The sequence below is a fragment of the Prochlorococcus sp. MIT2309 genome, assembly GCF_059772305.1.
Window position 1 is genome coordinate 756207 of the sequence record NZ_CM186282.1, and the last position, 17951, is coordinate 774157.

Consider the following 17951-nt stretch of genomic DNA (forward strand, 5'->3'; position numbering starts at 1 on the left):
TTTTATTTTTCCTCGTATCCCAATTCAGCTAATTGGGAGGGTTTACTTCTCCAGTGAGGTACAACTTTTACAAAAAGTTCAAGATAAACAGGTCCATCAATCAAATTTTGCATTTCTATTCTTGCGCCTGTTCCAATTTCTTTCAACATGTTTCCACCCTTACCAATAATGATTCCTTTTTGACTTTTTCTCTCCACTAAAATAGTAGCTAAAATAGCTACTCTTGAATCCTTCCCTTTCAATTTCCCTTTACGAATAGGCACCTCCTTTATTTGATCAATTCGAACAGCAACACTATGAGGGACTTCTTCTCGAGTTTTAAATAAAACTTGCTCACGTATTAATTCTGCAAGAATAATATTCTGAGGCTGATCCGAAACCATATCATCAGGATAAAGTCTGGGCCCCTCTGGCATAAAAGTTATCATTTCTTCTATCAAATCATCACAACCATTGCCAATTAATGCACTACATTCTTTAATTGACATATTTGAATGATTGATTAATTTTTGGTATGCAACTTTTCTATCTTTAGATCCTTTCTCATTAAGAAGATCTATTTTGTTTAAAACAAATAGAACTGGTATTCGCTGATCTTTGATAAGTTTAACTATAAATGAGTCTCCCCTTCCTGGTTGAGAGGAGGCATCAAAAACAACTACTAAAAGGTCTACTTCACTAATTGATGATCTTGCTGTTTTTACTAATCTTTCTCCAAGAAGATGATGAGGCTTATGAATTCCTGGGGTATCAACAATGACCAATTGAGCACAATCTGTCGTTAGGATTGCTCTCAAACGATTTCTGGTCGTTTGAGCAATCGGTGATGTTATTGAAACTTTTTCTCCAATAAGTTGATTAACCAAAGTAGATTTACCAACATTGGGTCTGCCTAATAGAGCAACAAATCCCGATCGATGAGCCATAGGCTTGGGCTCCTTTGAATGCATATCAAAAAGTCCTTTTACTTTCAGATTGGCGTTTAATTCAACATAAATCTATGACTAATAGAGAACCAAGTTTTAATGAGGCAATTGAAATTGCTCATGTGTGGTGCAGAGAATGGGATGAGGGAAGCCTTAGTGATGAGGTGTTCGCTGATCGAATTGGAGAATTAATAAAAACAAATGATGGTATGAGAGGTTTTTTTGTTTTATCACTTACAAGTGATTTTACAGTTATTGATAGACTGTCAGATCCTTTAATTTTTCAATTAAGAAAAAATGGTGAACCTGTTGTAGCTCTGACAGTCAAAAATCTTGCTATGAGCTCTGCAATGTCAATTAAACATCACTTAGAAAAAAATTTTTCTCAGGAATTATCCTCTGAGAGAATTACTGCAAGATGCACTGAGATACTTAGGAATTTAGATTCGGTTTTGGTCAAAAAAGAACTTGAAAAAATCTTAGAGGGTCTTGATGGTAATGGGGAGTTGGCAAAATTCATTAAAAGATGGGAATATGACAAAATTCAAAAAGAAAATATACGTAAAAATATTTATTCGGTAGCTGAATAAAAAAAAGGAGCTTCACAGCTCCTTTAAGTAGACAATTAATTTACTTCAAAAATTAATCTCTTCTTCCACCTCCCTGGAGTGCAATCATTAAACGGAGTATAAAAACGAATAGATTAATATAGGTCAAATACATGCCTAATGCCCCTGCAAGATATTGATCGTCGTTATATCTTCTTGGCATAGTGTAGAAGTCGACAAAAGACATTCCTACAAAAAGGACAGTTCCAAAACCTGCAATCAAAAGTTCAAGTCCGCTTCCACCAAACATTCCTGGTGCAAAAATACCCCCAATAAGTTGAAATACCATAGCTATTATTAAACCTATCAATCCCAGCCCTACTACCCCGCTGAGTGCCTGTCCCACACTGTCACTCATACGTCTACCCACATTTGAAGCTATTGCAAAAGTTATTCCTGTAGCAAAAGCAGCTGTGCCGACAGACCCAATACCCACAGTCCCAATTGCGAGAGCGACTATTCCGCTGAGAGTAAATCCGGTGAGAAGACTAAAAGCTGCGAGAAGTGGCAAAGCTTTTTCATTATTTGCATTGTTGGCGGCACTTGAAGCCATGAAAAAAAGTACTAATTCAGCAATAAAAGCTACAAAAAACAAAGGCTGAAATAGCGATGGGTTTGATGCCATTATCGATAATCCCCCAATTACTCCCAAAGAAGTAACTACCATTCCACCTCCCACATAGGGTAGGGCTTTGTTTACAACATTTGGTCCAACGAGTGCGCTCGACTGAGCTTCGCGGATGGCCTGCTGGAAATTGCTACTAGCTGGCATAAATTTGTTATCTCTTCAACTACTTTGGCACGAAAATCCAAAATAATGCGCGCTATTAGTACGGATCTCCTCATTGATTAACTCTTTCGATCATATGCATCAACAACTTTTTGCACTAAAGGATGTCTAACTACATCAGCAGAAGTCAGATAGGAAAAAGCAATTCCCTCAACATCTTGAAGAACCCTCATAGCTTCTTGCAGGCCACTTATTTGTCCTTTAGGCAAATCAACTTGAGAGATGTCACCAGTTACTACCATTCTTGACCTCTCTCCGAGACGCGTCAGAACCATTTTCATTTGAGCAGATGTAGTATTTTGCGCTTCATCAAGAATGATAAAAGCATCATCAAGCGTCCTCCCACGCATGTAAGCAAGAGGGGCCACCTCTATCACACCCTTTTCGAGTAAAGATGATGTTTTCTCTGATCCGTACAAAGAATGCAAAGCGTCGTATAGAGGCCTTAAATATGGATCGACTTTTTGTTGTAAATCACCAGGTAAAAAACCCAATCGTTCACCTGCTTCAACAGCTGGTCTAGTGAGAATAATTTTTTGAATCTTTCTATCCGTCAACATTTTTACAGCGAGAACCGTAGCTAGGAAGGTTTTACCTGTGCCAGCTGGACCAATAGAGAATGTCAGATCATGAGTTTCCATTGCCTCGACATAGGCTTTTTGTCTGAGGGTTCTTGGCCTAAGAAAATTCCCCTTGTCACCTCGAGCAAGAACTTGTGCTCCCATAGCTTCATGGTCTCTACTACGCCCAGTGTCAAGAGCAGACAAAGCAGCTTGCAAATCTACAGGAGATACAGATTGTCCCTCTTTCCATAATGGCCTGATCAATTCGACTAAGCCAGCAGCTCTCTCGATCTGTGCTGGTTTTCCGCTTAGTTCTAATTGCAAACCTCTCAAAACTATTTTTGCACCAGTAAGGGCTTCAATTTTTTCAAGAGTTTTGTTTCCAGCTCCAGCTAAGGCGTTGGCTGCATCTGAGTCTGGAAGAGGTATCTCGAAGCTTCCTATCGAGATTGCTTCAGGCATATTGCTTATTTTGAATTGTCAGCATCTTTGGTTGCTTCAGGACTTACTTCTTCTTTACTTAATTTTGATTTTTTTTCCTCTTCTCTTTGTTTTTGCTGAGCAATTTTTCCAGTTATTTCAGCAGGTCGAACTTTTTTTTCAAGAAGTCCACCTTTTTCAAGGAGGGATCTAACAGCGTCTGTGGGTTGAGCGCCTTGACTCAATCTTAATCTAAGAGCCTCAGTATCTAATCGAGTTTCTTTAGTTCGAGGATTGTAAAATCCTAGTTCCTGTAAGGGGCGACCATCGCGTCGAGATGTACTGTTGCAAGCAACAAGTCGGAAGCTAGCTTCCCTTTTTTTCCCAAACCGCTTTAGGCGGAGTTTGATCATCTTTGCATGACTTGATAAAGGACTTCTTTGATAGGAAGTTAATTCACTTCTCTAACCATTACAGACTCTAGCTTGTTGTGGGTTCAAAGGTCACCGAATCCTTTCTTTTTTTTGAATGGTCTTTTCCTTTTAGGACTATTTCCGGAACTCGATCTTCCCTGTAAAGGACCACCACCAGGTGGCATCATCGCTGGAGATCCACCAAGTCCAGGAAATCCTCCCATTCCTGGCAATCCTTGTCCACTTGAGAGTTGTTTCATCATGCCTCTCATTCTTTGAAAGTCAGACAAAACTTTATCTACATCTTTTACTTTGTAGCCACTTCCAATAGCCACACGATTCCTTCTGGAAGGTTCAGCTGATAACAATTCAGGTTTATTTCTTTCGGCAGGAGTCATGGATCCAATCATGGACTCTATCCTTTTAAGCTGATCCTCTCCACTTTTAATCATTCCATCATCGATTTTACCCATCCCTGGAATCATTTTCACCAGCCCCCCAAGGGATCCCATCCTCTTAATTAATCTCATTTGTTTGACAAAGTCAGAAAAATCAAAAGTGGCCTCCTGAAGTTTTTTTTGCATCGCTTCAGCATCAGCAAGCTCAACTTCTTTTTGTGCTTTTTCAACAAGTGTCAATACATCTCCCATTCCTAAAATTCTGCTTGCCATTCTCTCAGGATGAAAAGGCTGCAAAGCTTCAACCTTTTCTCCTGTACCAATAAACTTGATGGGCTTACCACTGACCTTTTTGATTGATAAAGCTGCGCCTCCTCTTGAATCGCCATCAAGTTTTGTAAGCACTGCTCCAGTTATTCCAACTTTTTGGTGAAAGGCACTCGTTATGTCCGCAGCTTCCTGGCCAATCATTGAGTCAACCACAAGAAGCACTTCATCTGGATTAACAGCTTCTTTGATTCGGACCATTTCTCCCATCATTTGCTCATCTATTTGAAGTCTTCCAGCAGTGTCAACAAGAACAGTGTCGAAACCTTCTTCACAAGCCTTTTTATAGCCAAATCGGGCTATGTCCTCAGGACATTTACTTTCATCATCGCTAAAAACATCTACGCCAATTTGACGCCCAAGTGTTTTTAGCTGATCAATTGCAGCTGGTCGGTAAACATCTGCAGCAATAAGAAGAGGTTTTCTGCCCTCATCTTTGAAAAACAAACCCATCTTTGCGGTAGCCGTGGTTTTGCCGGCACCCTGCAAACCTGCCATCAAAATTACAGTTGGATTATCGCTTTGTCTTGCAAGTGGTTTATTTTCTCCGCCCATTACTTCTACAAGCTGCTCATGAACAACTTGTATAAATTTTTGGCCTGGGTTTATGCCCCTTACAACCTCAGTGCCAATAGCTTTTCTACGAACTTCATCAACAAATTCTTTGACTACAGACAAACTTACATCTGCATCAAGCAATGCTCTTCTTACCTGTTTCAGAGCTACTTCTACATTGTTTTCATTTATTGTCGCTTCGCCCCTAAACGCTTTTACAGCATCTTCAAAACGATCAGAAAGCTCTTCGAACATTAAAAAATTATTTCGCTAATGACATCATAAGTTAAAAGAAAAATAAATTTTATAAATAAAAAATAAAAAGATTAAATACCACTTACATAGTCAACTAATTGCCAAATATCCTTCTCTCTCCCAAGAATATATTGAACTTTTAGAGATGGTATTACTGTCTCTGAAAGTTCATCTCCACTATCATTAATAATTTTATCTTTATAATCAAGTTTTACATTAACAGAGATTCTCTTATTACTTACTGAAACAAAATTCATTTCTAAAATATTTGCTTTAATTATTTGTTTTTGCCCATTTTTAATATCTCTTTTCCTTTCATTCATGACTCTATCAAAAAGTTTATCTCTAGCAAAACTTGAAAAATCGGAAGGATCTTCCCCTGACAATAAAGCCGCTTTAGCCTCAAGCCATTTTTCAATTATTAGTCTTATTTGTTGATCAGTTGGTTCGTCTACAGAAAGAGCAGAGACAGCCTTATTTTTATTTTCACTGAGTGAAATATTAAAATTATCTTGCTCAGTGGAATTTTTTACAGTATTTAGTTTGATTTGATTTTCAGAAATTGAATTTTTATTATTTGATTGATTTTTTGGCTTCTCATTCTGGACAATATTTACTTTATCCTTAACATCAACATTTTTAACTCTAAGATTTAACAATCCATAAGCTGTTCCAGTAATAAATACAAGGAAAAATACTGATAAGCTTGCATAGATGGGATTTTTACTTATGCGTTTCCGAATATTTATACTTTTGGCTTTAACCAAATATTGAGTTGACAGGTTAATAAATTTCTCAAATAAAGAAATATTTGGTATGAGGTTATTGAATTCTTCTTGATCATTTTCTGTTTTTCCACTTGCCGATTCACGTATACCGCCCGGCATAGGCAATGATCCCTCGGGTTCAATAGGATCTGAAGGTGATTCAAAATCAGTTTTTTCTGGTTTGATAGAGGATAGAAAGTTTCTGCCAGCGTTTGCTAATCCCCTCGCCCCTCGATTTTCAAGATCGTCAAGATAATCTTGAACAGTCTGGTCAGCGAACCAATCATCAAGATCTGGGGAAACTGAATCAATGTCCCGGTAACCGTTTAGAACGTCATTTTGCAGCCAATTCCTACAGTAATGACAATATGCGGCAAGATCCTCCCCAGGATAATTTTCCAACCAAATTCGCAAATTTTCATCATTGCTACTTTTAAATCTTGCCTCAGCTTGTTTGATGTCTCCTAATAAAAGATCAATACAGCCAATCAATGGCATTGGATCTAATCCAGAGTAATTTAAATTTTTTAAGTATCTTCTTGCCTCCTGGAGTTTTTGCGGTTGCTTATAAACAAATCCCAGTGCAATTAAAGTAATTGAAGAAAGAAAGCCTGCATCAGCTGAGCCTTGCCGATACCAAGAAAGAAATAATTCCACCTGCTCCTGAGCCGTAATATATTTCCTGACTTGTTGAAAAAATAATTCAAAATCAACTTGCTTTAATCCTGCAAATAGAGGGAATTTATTTTTTCCCTCTAAGCCACCTCTTTTTATGACATAGAAGTCAAGTAAATTAAGACCTTCCTGATGAGATTTATTATCACTAAGATCTCTGCTTAATAAATCGAGAATTCTGAAGGGTAGTAAAAGTTCTAAGTCCTCTTCAAGAATTTGCCTCTGATCAGAGAGTTTACCCATTCTTTGGAGGAGCAAAATGCCCTCTTGAAGAACTTCTGCGGCAACTGCGTAACGCCTTCTATCTTGCTCACTTATCGATGCATCTCTGCACGCTAGAGCAGCTAAAAGGGCTAAATCGGCCTCTCTACTGCTGCCAAGCGCAGGGGTTTGAGGCGGTTGTAAAGCTTGCCTAGCAAGCTTAAAAGCATCTCCAGGGCAAGCAGCTTCCCAAAGGAGAATCAATCCAGCCACTTCCCTGTTAGATGAAAGCTCTAAACCGGATGCACCAAGTGAAAGAGCCCCTTCGTACTCCTGCCGCTGAAATTGATCTGTCAATAGATCTGCAGATAATCTAAGGAGTTCAGCTCTTTGAGCTAATACTTCTTCAGTAAAGCCTTGATCAGGAGCTCTATCCAGCCGTAGCTGAAAAACCCTGAGTATCTCCTCAGCTCCAGCAGAGGGGGAAACACCCAATAAACGGAAATGATCGATCGGTAATTCCAATCATTACTATGCCATTAGATAAAAACTCTAGGCATCGGAAGGGGTTCTGCCCATTTTTAATCCATATGCCCTTACAGTCGTAAATGGAGTAACGAGTTAAGCCATGGGTCAGACACCAACAAAACCTTCAGACAAAACTGCTGAGATCGCTCTAGCTGCAGGCGATCATGCGGAAAGGATAAGAAGCCTTGAACCTGAAAAAGACTCAGATATCAACCGAGAAATTGGCTTAAAACTTTTCAAAGATATGACCCTTGGAAGGCGATTTGAAGATAAATGTGCCGAAATGTATTACAGAGGAAAGATGTTTGGCTTTGTCCACCTTTACAACGGTCAAGAAGCGGTCAGTAGTGGCGTCATTGGAGCTATGAAGAGGCAGCATGACTGGTTTTGCAGCACTTATAGGGATCACGTTCATGCTCTCAGTGCAGGTGTCCCAGCAAAAGAAGTAATGAGTGAGCTTTTTGGCAAAGAAACCGGCTGTAGCAAGGGTAGAGGAGGGTCTATGCACCTTTTTTCTAAAGAACATCATCTTCTTGGTGGCTATGCGTTCATCGGTGAGGGAATCCCCGTAGCACTTGGCGCGGCATTTACAAGTCGTTACAAAAGAGATGCTCTTGGAGAAATCGATAGCGATTCTGTAACTGCTGCATTTTTTGGTGACGGCACTTGTAATAACGGTCAATTTTTTGAATGCCTGAATATGGCTCAATTATGGAAGCTGCCGATTATTTTCGTTGTGGAAAATAATAAGTGGGCCATCGGTATGGCTCATGACCGGGCTACGAGTGATCCAGAAATTTGGAAAAAAGCCAAGGCTTTTGGTATGAAAGGTGAAGAGGTCGACGGAATGGACGTAATCGCTGTCAGGAATGCAACTCAAAGAGCGCTGAAGAGAGCTAGAAGCGGGGAGGGGCCTACCTTGCTTGAATGCCTTACCTATCGTTTCAGGGGACACTCTTTGGCTGATCCAGATGAGCTTAGATCTGCTGAAGAGAAAGAATTTTGGGCTACTAAAGATCCACTTAAAAAGCTCGAGAAAGATTTAATTGCCAGAGATTTCGTAAATGAGAATGAACTTAGAGCAATTGAGAAGTCAATAGATGAAGAAGTAAAAGAAGCTGTTGAATTTGCCTTATCAGCGCCTGAACCTTCACCTGAAGAATTAACAAAATACATTTGGGCTGAAAACTAGTTTTTCTAAATCCCGCTTGGTAGCTTTCTAGTCAGATTTCTTAATTTACGAAGCGCCTTCAGCTCAACTTGACGCACTCTTTCCCTAGAAACTTGCAAAAGCCTTCCAATTTCAGCAAGGGTATGTCTTTCGTTGCCCTCTAGACCAAACCTCAACCGGATTACATGCTGCTCTTGCTCACTCAAGTGACTGAGCCATCTACCTAGCTGTTCTTGATGTATCCGTTGTTCTACTTTGTCTAAAGGTTCCTCTAATGATCCATCTGCTATGAGATCTCCCAAGAAACTCCTCCCCTCATCTCCGTTAACAGGAGCATCAAGACTACTCGTAGTTAAAGCCTGTCGAAGAATGGAATCTAATTCCTCAACCTCAATCTCCATTGCCTCCGCTATCTCTACACGGCTTGGCATGGCTCCCAATTTGTGAGCTAAATCCAAACTAACTTTTCTAATTGTTGCCAACCTCTCACTTAAATGAACTGGCAAACGAATTGTCCTTGACTGGCAAGCGATTGCTCTTGTCATGCTCTGACGAATCCACCAAAAAGCGTAGGTAGAGAATTTATAACCCCTAGTGGGATCAAACTTTTCAACAGCTCTTTCCAAGCCCAAAGACCCCTCTTGAACCAAATCCAGAAGCTCAAGACCTTTACCTTGATATTTTTTAGCAACACTTACTACCAGTCTTAAATTTGCTTTCATCATTCGCTCTTTCGCTCTTCTTCCTATACGAATAAGACGACGTTGATGAGATGAGAATTCGGAACTTTTTTCGTCCTTGGTTCCATCCTCAGTCAAACCCATCATTGTTTGGACCTGGTTGCCCAATTCAATTTCCTCTGCTGGAGTCAACAAAGGGACTCTTCCAATAGTTGATAGGTACCAACTAATTGGGTCACTATTACGCCGTTTTTGAGATAAAACTGCTTTTGGAGCTGATGAGACCATAATTTTCGCTCCTTTAAATTGCTAAGACTCTCCTACAAAAATCTCAAAAGAGCCAAATGCTTCCATAATCCTTCAGATTCATGGTGAGAAAACTCAACATTTCGGTTAAAAATAGACAAAAAGAGCAATTAAATGTCTCTTTCAAGATATTTCTTTCTCATAAGCCTGTTATTAAATTCACCCAAAAACTCTGAAATAGAACTGGCAGTTGACCCAAATGGGCAAATTTTTGCGGATTCAGCGTGTATCAATGTGGCGTGCGCCAAATATTCCCAATTCAATTGCCCTGATACTGAGAATGCCATTGCTCCATATCCAGCCAAAAATCCAGCAAGCACATCGCCCAAGCCTGCTCTTGCAACCCATGGTGCACTCTCGCCTATTTGCCATACATTGGCCTCAGGAGTCGAAAAAATAGAATGAGCGCCTTTCAAAAGAATGGCAGTCCCTGTTCTATTTGAAGCCTCAATGACTGATTGCAAAATATTTGTCTTATCAAAATCAGGGAAAAGTCTTTCAAATTCTTTTTTATGAGGTGTTAGAAGTGTTGGGAATTTCCTTCTTGCAAGCCATTTCGAACCTTCTATAGATTTAGACAAACGATTTAAACCGTCAGCATCAAGAACTAAAAGTCCTTCAAAATCAAGCAATTTATTAGATATTAAATCCCAATTTTCATTTGAGACACCCAAGCCTGGCCCAACCAATAGCGCATCAAGTTTATTGAGCAATGTGTTCTCAAAAAAATCATTGATTAATGAAGATCCATCAGGAGACTGTTTTAATAAGCCTGCAGATACAATTTCAGGCAATGATTGGGAATAAAAATCTTTGATCGACTCTGGTATCGCAGCTTGAATGCTTCCTACCCCGCTCGCAAGAAGTCCTTTTAAAGCTAAAAAAAATGCACCTCGGTATTTACTACTTCCAGCAACTGCAAGAACTCTACCTCTCTGATATTTCTCCAAAGAAGGGTTAGTAATTGGCAATTGATCTTCGCAAATATCAGAAAAAGTAATTCTTAGTGGTGCTTTTTTTAAATTTTGAGATATTAATTTTTCCGGAATACCCATATCAATTCTCTTAATACGACCAACGTATTCTTTTGCACTATCTTGCAACAAACCAATCTTCAAAAGACCTACAGTGACTGTAAAGTCAGCCCTAACTGCATTCCCAGAAATTGGTATTCCTGTATCAGAACAAATACCAGATGGTATATCAAGGCTAATAACTGGTGCTCGAGTATTTTCGAATCGAGTTTGGAAAAGTAAAGCCAATTCTTCTGAAAGACCTCTCTTTTGATTAAGGCCAAATAGTGCATCAACCCACAATTCATTTCTAAAGGGATCGGGTGCTTCTTTTTGGCATTTAATTCCAAGCCAAATTGCATGGGAAAAATGGTTTTGAGTTAATTTTTTTTTTAGAGGGAAAGGAGTCCACAACGATACATTTACCCCCGAATAATGTAATTCCTTCGCCAGAACCAATCCGTCGCCTCCGTTATGACCAGGGCCCACAAATACAATTACCTTGCGATCAGTTAATTTGAATCTTTCAAGCATCCAAGTTGACATTGTTTTTCCAATTTTTTCCATCAACGCCTCTTGTGGCATGCCACTGGATAGAATTAGATTCTCAATACCCTGCATCTGTGTTGAGTTGACCATTACATGATCACTATCAAAATGAGGCCAAGCCAATTAAGTCCCTCAAAAAAACACTATTCATAAGTCAAACAACTAACTGATGCCTCTGCCAACAGAAACCAAAAACTTCACAAACTCAAAAGAACCTAACAAGAGAAAGTTTTCTCGACAGGGGGTATTGAATCATCTAAAAATGTTGGGAGGTAATCACGCAGTAGCCGTTGGACTATCGGGCGGCGTAGATAGTTCTTTAACTGCTGCACTCTTAGTTGAGGCAGGATGGCATGTTGAAGGAATTACACTTTGGCTTATGAAAGGACAGGGCTCTTGTTGTTCCGATGGATTAATTGATGCTGCAGGAATTTGTGAGCAGCTTGAGGTTAAACATCACATTATTGATGCGAGAGAGACCTTTAATCAAGAGATAGTCAATCACCTTGTAAGCGGATATGAGAAAGGCATTACGCCCTCTCCTTGCTCTAGATGCAACAGATCAGTCAAATTCTCAGAGATGATCGAATGGACATCTAAACATTCAACTATCGATCGAATCGCAACAGGCCATTATGCAAGGATTAAATATGCTTATGACACTACATCTTTTAAAAATTTACCTGAAAGCAGCAGAGATAAGCACAAGCTTTTAAGGGGGTTAGATAGGAACAAGGATCAAAGCTATTTTTTATACGATCTTTCTCAAGATACTCTTGGGAAAATAATATTCCCACTTGGAGAATTAACCAAAGAAGAGACGAGGTTAGAGGCTCAAAAATATGGATTAAAAACCGCCAACAAGCCTGAAAGCCAAGATCTATGCCTCTCAGAGCATTACGGATCGATGAAAGCTTTTCTTGATTCGTATATTGATGAAAGAAAAGGGCAAATAGTACTTCAAGATGGAACTGTTCTTGGTGAGCACGATGGAGTAGAGCATTTCACAATCGGTCAGCGCAAAGGTCTGGGAATATCTTGGTCTGTTCCTCTTCATGTAATAAAAATCGACGCTACGGAAAATAAAGTGATCGTTGGGCCAAGATCCGAGGCTGGCAGATCAAGTTGCGTTGTAAAAGATATAAATTGGATATCAATCGATCAACCCAATCAAGAGGTACGAGCAGAAGTTCAACTTCGCTATAGAAGTTTACCTGTTAAGACGGTCCTTCAACCAATAAAAAGAATTCCTGGTGAATTGGATAAAGCTGTTGAGACTAAATTTAAATTAATTTTTGATGATGAGCAGTTTTCTATCACACCTGGCCAAGCTGCAGTTTTTTATTGGGGTGAAATTGTTCTTGGCGGAGGAATAATTGAAAAGTAATTATTTATGCATTTAAATAATTTCTCTCTTAACTAAAGTCAATATAAAAGTAATAAATAATAGACAAATGATTGGGATCTCTCCAAATCTTGAATAAACAGTTTTATCTTTACTGATTTTTAAATCAAAAATACCTAGCTTTTCAACAGAGGGTTTAAGAAGCTTTTCAACTTTTCCTGTTTTTGAAATTTGAGAAGTTGGCCCAGTATTTCCTACTGTGATAACTGGTCTTGAATTTTCAATAGATCTTAATTTTGCTAAATTAATAAATTGCTTCTGAAGTAACAATGGATAAGGGTCAAGATTAGCAATAGATAAAATCCATACCCCTCCTTCTCTAACACTATCGGCAATTAACTTACCATCTGCAATTTCATAACAAATTGCAGCAACTCCTGAAATACCTTTCCATTCAAAAATTCTACTTTTAGAACCAGATTCAATCCCCCCAAGAGCAGAAAGGCCTATTTTTCTAAACCTCAAGAAAGATGGTATCCACTCACCCAATGGAACTATCCTATACTTATCCACATGAGATGAAAAATCAATTTCGCCTTTATTGAATATCAATATAGAATTCCTTATTTTCCCCTCTAAGGATCTAAATCCTCCAGAGATTAAATCAATTTTTGGAGGATAAATTAAATGTTGATTTATCTGTAAAGTACCCTCTGGGACTAGTAATAAATCAGCACCAAATTGTGAGGCTTGATCTAAGTTTAAATTGATATCTTGAGGTATTTTATTTAATCCAGCTTTATTAAATTTTTTTCTAATAGGAATATTTGTTTGCCATACTGCTAATTTTCCAGATGATATTGTCTGTGTTTCTTCTAAATTAAATAATCCAATTAAGTGTAAAAAAATTAAAATAATAGTCCCAAATAAAAATATTTTTTTTAAACTCTTTCTTTGCTTTATCTCCCTAAATAAAGTAAAAATCCACCATCCAATCATTAATTGTAATGAAGCCAATCCACCTGCTCCTATCCATTCAGCCCATGAAGCTAGCAACCTATCTCCGGGGAGAAAACTGGCACCCAACCCGATCCAAAAAAGAGGGCTCTGAGAAAGGGTTACTTCTGCAAGCCCCCATAGTCCAGAGAAAAAAAGGGCAGGGGAAAGTGAGATGACTCCTAAAAGGTTCTCTCTTTTGTTAAATCGACACAAAAATAAAGTTTGCATCCATGCCCAGGTGAAGACCAAGATATATCCAATTAATCCACAAATTATCCAAATTAAGGTTACCAAGGGTTCGCTTATTGAACTCTTAATGCCAACCCATGTCAAAGGATGTAGAGCAAGTAACCATTTATGAGTCATTAAAACTGCTATTAAGCCCCAAAGTCCTGCATATTTAGGTTTTTCTGAAACTGACCAAAGGAATGCAACCCCAAAACTCGCCAGAAAACTTATCTCATAATTAAGACTTAATCCAACGAACACCCCACCAATAATCGCTCTAAATAAGAAAGCCTCCTTCAATGAAAAAATGTTTTTGGAATTAGACATATATTTAATGCTTTCTTCTGTAGGATTTGTATGAAACAAAAATTTTTCTTGTGAAAGACATTTTTATTAGTTTTTCAATTTGCTTGGCTTGTCTTTTCGTGGCTTTTGCAAGCCAAATCATTTCTCCAACATCATTAGATGCTTTTGAAGCTAATTCAACTATCCAAGCAGATCTAAAAACAAATCAACTTCAAAAAGAGCTAGCCAATCCATTTGAAATTGATCCTGAGGAGAGTAATCCTATCCTGTTTGTCATGGCAGAAGAAAAGCCAAAAAAGCAATCTCCAATGGGTGGATCTTTTGAATCAGAAAGTTTCCAAGTCACATCAAGTGGCCTTAAATTTTCTGATTTAGAAATTGGTTCGGGGAAAACCGCTACGGCTGGTCAGAATGTCTCTGTAAATTACAGAGGTACACTAGAAAACGGTAAAGAATTCGACAGCAGTTTTGGCAGAGCACCATTTAATTTCCCTTTAGGGGCTGGACAAGTCATAAAAGGTTGGGATGAAGGAGTAGCTGGGATGAAAGAGGGTGGGAAAAGAAAGCTTATAATTCCCCCAGAACTAGGCTATGGGAAAAGAGCTATTGGTCCAATTCCTTCAAACTCGACTCTAATATTTGAAGTTGAATTGATTGAGGTCAACTAAAAATAAGACATTTGTCTGGCGCTTAAAAAAAACAATTCAAAACATGGCAGTCAGTCATTTTGAACAGTAGGCTTATAAAAGGTTTAATTATTAAATATGCGTAACGCTTTCTGGGCACTTTTAAAAAGCCTTCCGATTCAAAAAGTTCATGCTCATTGCGATGGCCCATGTGGGGTTTATGATCCAGCTTCTGCAAGAGTTGCAGCCGAGGCCGTTTTATCAATGACAAAGAAAATTATCGCTTTGACCCCCCCTCAAAGCAATAATTCATCTGATTGGGCAACTTACAACAACACTTTCTCAAGATATGTCGCAATAAAAGAAGAACAAGCTCAACAAACAAAGGAAGAACTCTTAATCTTATGGACAGATTATTTCAAGCCAGAGCATCTCGAGGCCAACCCTAACTTGCATGACATCTTCTGGAAAGCGGCAAAGCTTTGCAGTGCTACCAAAGTCAATATCGATCAATCAAAAGCTGAAGAGCTTTTGAACGCTGTTGAATCAATCCATAATATTTTTTGGAAATCCAAAGGACGTGCAGACAGTTGGGTCACGGCTAGCTAAGAAAAAACAAAAATCGATTTTTCTACTTATTTTTCTTTTGATTATCCGACGTATGCGGATAGTTAGAGTTAGTGGAAACTCAATGTCTCCTTTTTTAAACGAAGGAGACATTGTTGTTTTTAAGAAAATCAAACAAATTAATGCAAATGAATTAAAAAAAGGGTCAATATTATTGCTAAATCATCCCTTCATAAATAACCATTTAATAATAAAGCGATTAATTAATTGCAATTCAGAAGGGGTTTATGTGCAAGGAGATAACTTACTTTTTAGTGACGATAGTCGTAATTTTGGATGGATTCAAATTAATAATGTTGTTGGCATTACCGAAAGAATTTTTAGGAATTCTATTAATAATTTATCCTAAGATTGGGCTTCTTTGAAGCCAGAAAAAACCGGTAACCAGAGAAAGTCCACCAGCAAATCCCATCAATAATGGAGAAACCTTTCTTCCTAATCGAACAGTTGTGACTGAAATACCAAGAACTACTGACCCCATAGCAGAAATAGATCCAAGAAGATAAGCAATCAAATATGCAACGGCACCCATTGTGGGTAAAGCTAATGCCGGGATCACTGCCAGCAGGTGACTGGCACCTGCCATACCATGAATAAGCCCTAGGCTTGTTGCCGCATGAGCATGAGCTCCATGTATTTTTCTGCCTAAAAAATGAAAATGAATGTGCTCATGCTTTCTGCCTGAGTCATGTTCATGATTATGCATATGTATGTTTAACCCCAACGCACTTCTAATTGCAATAACACCAACAATTAATAAGGTAATACCAACTGCGAACTCAGCGAATGAAGAGAGAGTCTTTAGGTTTACTAAATCTTTTGCAAGAACTGCCAAAGAGGCCAGAAACAAAACCCCTGCTGAGTGCCCTACCCCCCAAGCTATTCCATCCCTAAGGGCAAGCCTTGGTTTTCTCATTGCTGCTGGTGCCATAGCTACCAAATGATCTGCACCGCTTACAACATGTAAGGCACCAGCAGCAAATCCAGTGAAGATAGTTAAAAACATATCTGTCTATAAAGATCATGTAAAGAAAGAATTTTCCTACATGGTTTTGTAATCCAAAAATATTTTAAAACGTAGAGGGATTATTAAAGAGATTATCAGAAGAATATTAAGGAAAAATAAAATAGGTGGCTATTATATAGTTTTATTTTTCAATTATTGATATTGAAACCTGATTTAATTGAAGTTATTTAATTCTCAGAATAGAGATCTAGCTGGGTTGTGCTTATCCTTAGGGCTATGACCGTGAGCTATTCCAAGTTCATGCATTCTCGCATGTTCATCAATGGTATCTCTAAGCTCTTTTTTGCCAGGGCCGAATGAGGCATAAATCCCATAAGCTAAGGAGCCAAAAACAACTAATAAAATACCTCCGATAATGGCGTTTAGAGCTGGATCTTGAGCGGCGACTTCCATGGTGTGTAGAATTTTATACGTAATCATACTACATTTTCTTCAGAATCGAGAGTGACTAATTATGGCTGATACTAATGTTGTCTTTGTCTAATCAAAACTTTTCTTATGCATGTATTTAACAATAAAAAATCTTATAACCTTGTGTATTGTTTTTATCTAAAAGGTGTGATTAAAAAATTTACCAATTAAAAAAATAAATATCGAGCTATCATAAATTTTGCTAATGAATTAGCAATTATCAGCAGCTAATCGTCAGCAGTTTTGGATCATAGGGGCTTGGGGCAGAGTCCTTGTGATTCAAGCTGCATGCTTAAATATAAAAAACGAAACATAAAATATAATTGAAAAAATGAAGTGAAATATCCACTAAATTTTACAAAGTTGAATTATAAGCAAGGAGTCCTAAAAAACCAAGTATTAAGAGGATGCTCATAATTCTGCTAAATGTAAAAGTGCCTAGATCAACTTTAAAAGGGCCCAAATCAAATTTCATAAGTATAAAAATTAGAACTTTACTATAAAATATGAATTTTCAAAAGGACACAACAAAAATTTTAGGTTATTCAATAATCACATTATAGATAGATCTACACTAACCAACCAATTTTGGTTTATGAATAGATCCTCAAGAAACTCTTTAATGTCAACGTTAAAAATTTCTCGATCTGGGCAACTATGTATTATCACTAAGTTTCCATCTTGATCAATTTTGAATTCCCCCTCGATAGGTTTGTGCCAGTCCTCCTCATTATTTTGAAGAACATAACCTAAATTCTCAATCTCTTTTCTATGTTTCGACTTAACAGTAATATGAAGCATATTTTTTTCATCAAATTTGCCATCATAACTTTCATAAAAGTCATCCCAGGAATTCTTGTTTGCTTCGCTGATCATCATGCTGAACTTGAGATCTTAGAATGCTCAATTGATTAATAAAATGTTAGTTATATTTAAAAAAAATATCTCTATCCTTAAACTGATTGAAATATATATAATGTAAATGAACTTCCAAAAAATTAGAGATGATTAAAAGGGCTTTGACTTAACCCTTCATTATCTAGTTTTTTTTATTATTAAGATCAATTAATTTATCTATCTTTTTGATTTGTCCATCAAATCTAACAATCCACTCCTGTAATTTGATAGTATTTTTATTATCCATATCTTTCATACTCATAAGATCTTCCTTAATTAGTTGATTATACACAATGTCAGGCATTAGCAATAAAAACTTAAGCACCAATGGCATAAGGAA

Annotated in this window: 19 protein-coding genes; 6 read left to right on the forward strand and 13 right to left on the reverse strand. The window is 37.8% G+C overall.

Going from position 1 to position 17951, the window contains the following annotated elements:
- Positions 1 to 2: 2 nt before the first annotated feature.
- A complete protein-coding gene (era, locus tag AC6EJA_RS04215; protein WP_498503374.1) occupies positions 3 to 950 on the reverse strand; it encodes a GTPase Era in 948 nt (315 codons plus the stop codon).
- 50 nt (positions 951 to 1000) lie between these two features.
- Between era and AC6EJA_RS04220 the strand changes: the two genes are divergently transcribed.
- The gene (locus tag AC6EJA_RS04220) at positions 1001 to 1516 is read left to right on the forward strand and encodes a sll1618 family protein (protein ID WP_498503376.1); all 516 of its coding nucleotides are present in this window, start codon (positions 1001 to 1003) and stop codon (positions 1514 to 1516) included.
- A gap of 52 nt (positions 1517 to 1568) precedes the next feature.
- On the opposite strand, the gene AC6EJA_RS04225 is transcribed toward AC6EJA_RS04220, so the two are convergent.
- The 5 genes from AC6EJA_RS04225 to AC6EJA_RS04245 all read right to left on the reverse strand — a co-directional run bounded on the left by AC6EJA_RS04225 (position 1569) and on the right by AC6EJA_RS04245 (position 7423).
- The gene (locus tag AC6EJA_RS04225) at positions 1569 to 2306 is read right to left on the reverse strand and encodes a Bax inhibitor-1/YccA family protein (protein ID WP_498503378.1); all 738 of its coding nucleotides are present in this window, start codon (positions 2304 to 2306) and stop codon (positions 1569 to 1571) included.
- Between the two features lie 77 nt (positions 2307 to 2383).
- Complete coding sequence (locus AC6EJA_RS04230; protein WP_498503379.1) at positions 2384 to 3349, reverse strand: PhoH family protein; 966 nt, start codon at positions 3347 to 3349, stop codon at positions 2384 to 2386.
- Positions 3350 to 3354: 5 nt separating this feature from the next.
- Complete coding sequence (gene rpsP / locus AC6EJA_RS04235; RefSeq protein WP_498503380.1) at positions 3355 to 3720, reverse strand: 30S ribosomal protein S16; 366 nt, start codon at positions 3718 to 3720, stop codon at positions 3355 to 3357.
- An 83-nt stretch (positions 3721 to 3803) separates the two neighbouring features.
- Positions 3804 to 5255: a signal recognition particle protein gene (gene ffh, locus AC6EJA_RS04240; protein ID WP_498503381.1), complete on the reverse strand. Its 1452-nt coding sequence runs from the start codon at positions 5253 to 5255 to the stop codon at positions 3804 to 3806.
- A 71-nt stretch (positions 5256 to 5326) separates the two neighbouring features.
- On the reverse strand, positions 5327 to 7423 hold the full coding sequence (locus AC6EJA_RS04245; protein WP_498503382.1) for an IMS domain-containing protein: 2097 nt from the start codon (positions 7421 to 7423) through the stop codon (positions 5327 to 5329).
- Positions 7424 to 7526: 103 nt separating this feature from the next.
- Between AC6EJA_RS04245 and pdhA the strand changes: the two genes are divergently transcribed.
- Positions 7527 to 8618: a pyruvate dehydrogenase (acetyl-transferring) E1 component subunit alpha gene (gene pdhA, locus AC6EJA_RS04250; protein WP_498503383.1), complete on the forward strand. Its 1092-nt coding sequence runs from the start codon at positions 7527 to 7529 to the stop codon at positions 8616 to 8618.
- A 5-nt stretch (positions 8619 to 8623) separates the two neighbouring features.
- Here the strand turns inward: pdhA and AC6EJA_RS04255 are convergent, their stop codons facing one another.
- Positions 8624 to 9565, reverse strand: coding sequence for an RpoD/SigA family RNA polymerase sigma factor (locus AC6EJA_RS04255; protein WP_498503384.1), 942 nt, complete (start codon positions 9563 to 9565; stop codon positions 8624 to 8626).
- 128 nt (positions 9566 to 9693) lie between these two features.
- Positions 9694 to 11268 (reverse strand): NAD(P)H-hydrate dehydratase, encoded by a 1575-nt coding sequence (locus tag AC6EJA_RS04260; protein ID WP_498503385.1) that lies wholly within the window; start codon positions 11266 to 11268, stop codon positions 9694 to 9696.
- A 139-nt stretch (positions 11269 to 11407) separates the two neighbouring features.
- Between AC6EJA_RS04260 and mnmA the strand changes: the two genes are divergently transcribed.
- Entirely contained in the window at positions 11408 to 12532 is a 1125-nt protein-coding gene (gene mnmA / locus AC6EJA_RS04265; RefSeq protein WP_498503543.1) for a tRNA 2-thiouridine(34) synthase MnmA, read from the forward strand.
- Positions 12533 to 12544: 12 nt separating this feature from the next.
- On the opposite strand, the gene AC6EJA_RS04270 is transcribed toward mnmA, so the two are convergent.
- Positions 12545 to 14044 (reverse strand): carbon-nitrogen hydrolase family protein, encoded by a 1500-nt coding sequence (locus AC6EJA_RS04270; protein ID WP_498503386.1) that lies wholly within the window; start codon positions 14042 to 14044, stop codon positions 12545 to 12547.
- A gap of 50 nt (positions 14045 to 14094) precedes the next feature.
- On the opposite strand from AC6EJA_RS04270, the gene AC6EJA_RS04275 reads away from it, so the two are divergent.
- From AC6EJA_RS04275 to sodX, 3 genes are all read left to right on the forward strand, one after another.
- Positions 14095 to 14691, forward strand: a complete 597-nt coding sequence (locus AC6EJA_RS04275; RefSeq protein WP_498503387.1) for an FKBP-type peptidyl-prolyl cis-trans isomerase — start codon at positions 14095 to 14097, stop codon at positions 14689 to 14691.
- A 96-nt stretch (positions 14692 to 14787) separates the two neighbouring features.
- Positions 14788 to 15258, forward strand: a complete 471-nt coding sequence (gene sodN, locus AC6EJA_RS04280; protein WP_498503388.1) for a superoxide dismutase, Ni — start codon at positions 14788 to 14790, stop codon at positions 15256 to 15258.
- A gap of 52 nt (positions 15259 to 15310) precedes the next feature.
- On the forward strand, positions 15311 to 15625 hold the full coding sequence (sodX, locus tag AC6EJA_RS04285) for a nickel-type superoxide dismutase maturation protease (protein ID WP_498503544.1): 315 nt from the start codon (positions 15311 to 15313) through the stop codon (positions 15623 to 15625).
- Here sodX and AC6EJA_RS04290 read toward each other — a convergent pair.
- From AC6EJA_RS04290 to AC6EJA_RS04305, 4 genes are all read right to left on the reverse strand, one after another.
- Positions 15617 to 16282, reverse strand: coding sequence for a hydantoin utilization protein A (locus tag AC6EJA_RS04290; protein ID WP_498503389.1), 666 nt, complete (start codon positions 16280 to 16282; stop codon positions 15617 to 15619). The genes sodX and AC6EJA_RS04290 overlap by 9 nt on opposite strands.
- Positions 16283 to 16477: 195 nt before the next feature.
- Positions 16478 to 16723: a photosystem II reaction center protein PsbN gene (gene psbN, locus AC6EJA_RS04295; RefSeq protein ID WP_498503390.1), complete on the reverse strand. Its 246-nt coding sequence runs from the start codon at positions 16721 to 16723 to the stop codon at positions 16478 to 16480.
- 543 nt (positions 16724 to 17266) lie between these two features.
- Positions 17267 to 17593 carry a hypothetical protein gene (locus AC6EJA_RS04300; RefSeq protein WP_498503391.1) on the reverse strand — a complete coding sequence of 109 codons (327 nt, stop codon included), beginning with the start codon at positions 17591 to 17593 and terminating at the stop codon, positions 17267 to 17269.
- 160 nt (positions 17594 to 17753) lie between these two features.
- Entirely contained in the window at positions 17754 to 17915 is a 162-nt protein-coding gene (locus AC6EJA_RS04305) for a hypothetical protein (RefSeq protein ID WP_498503392.1), read from the reverse strand.
- Positions 17916 to 17951 lie beyond the last annotated feature (36 nt).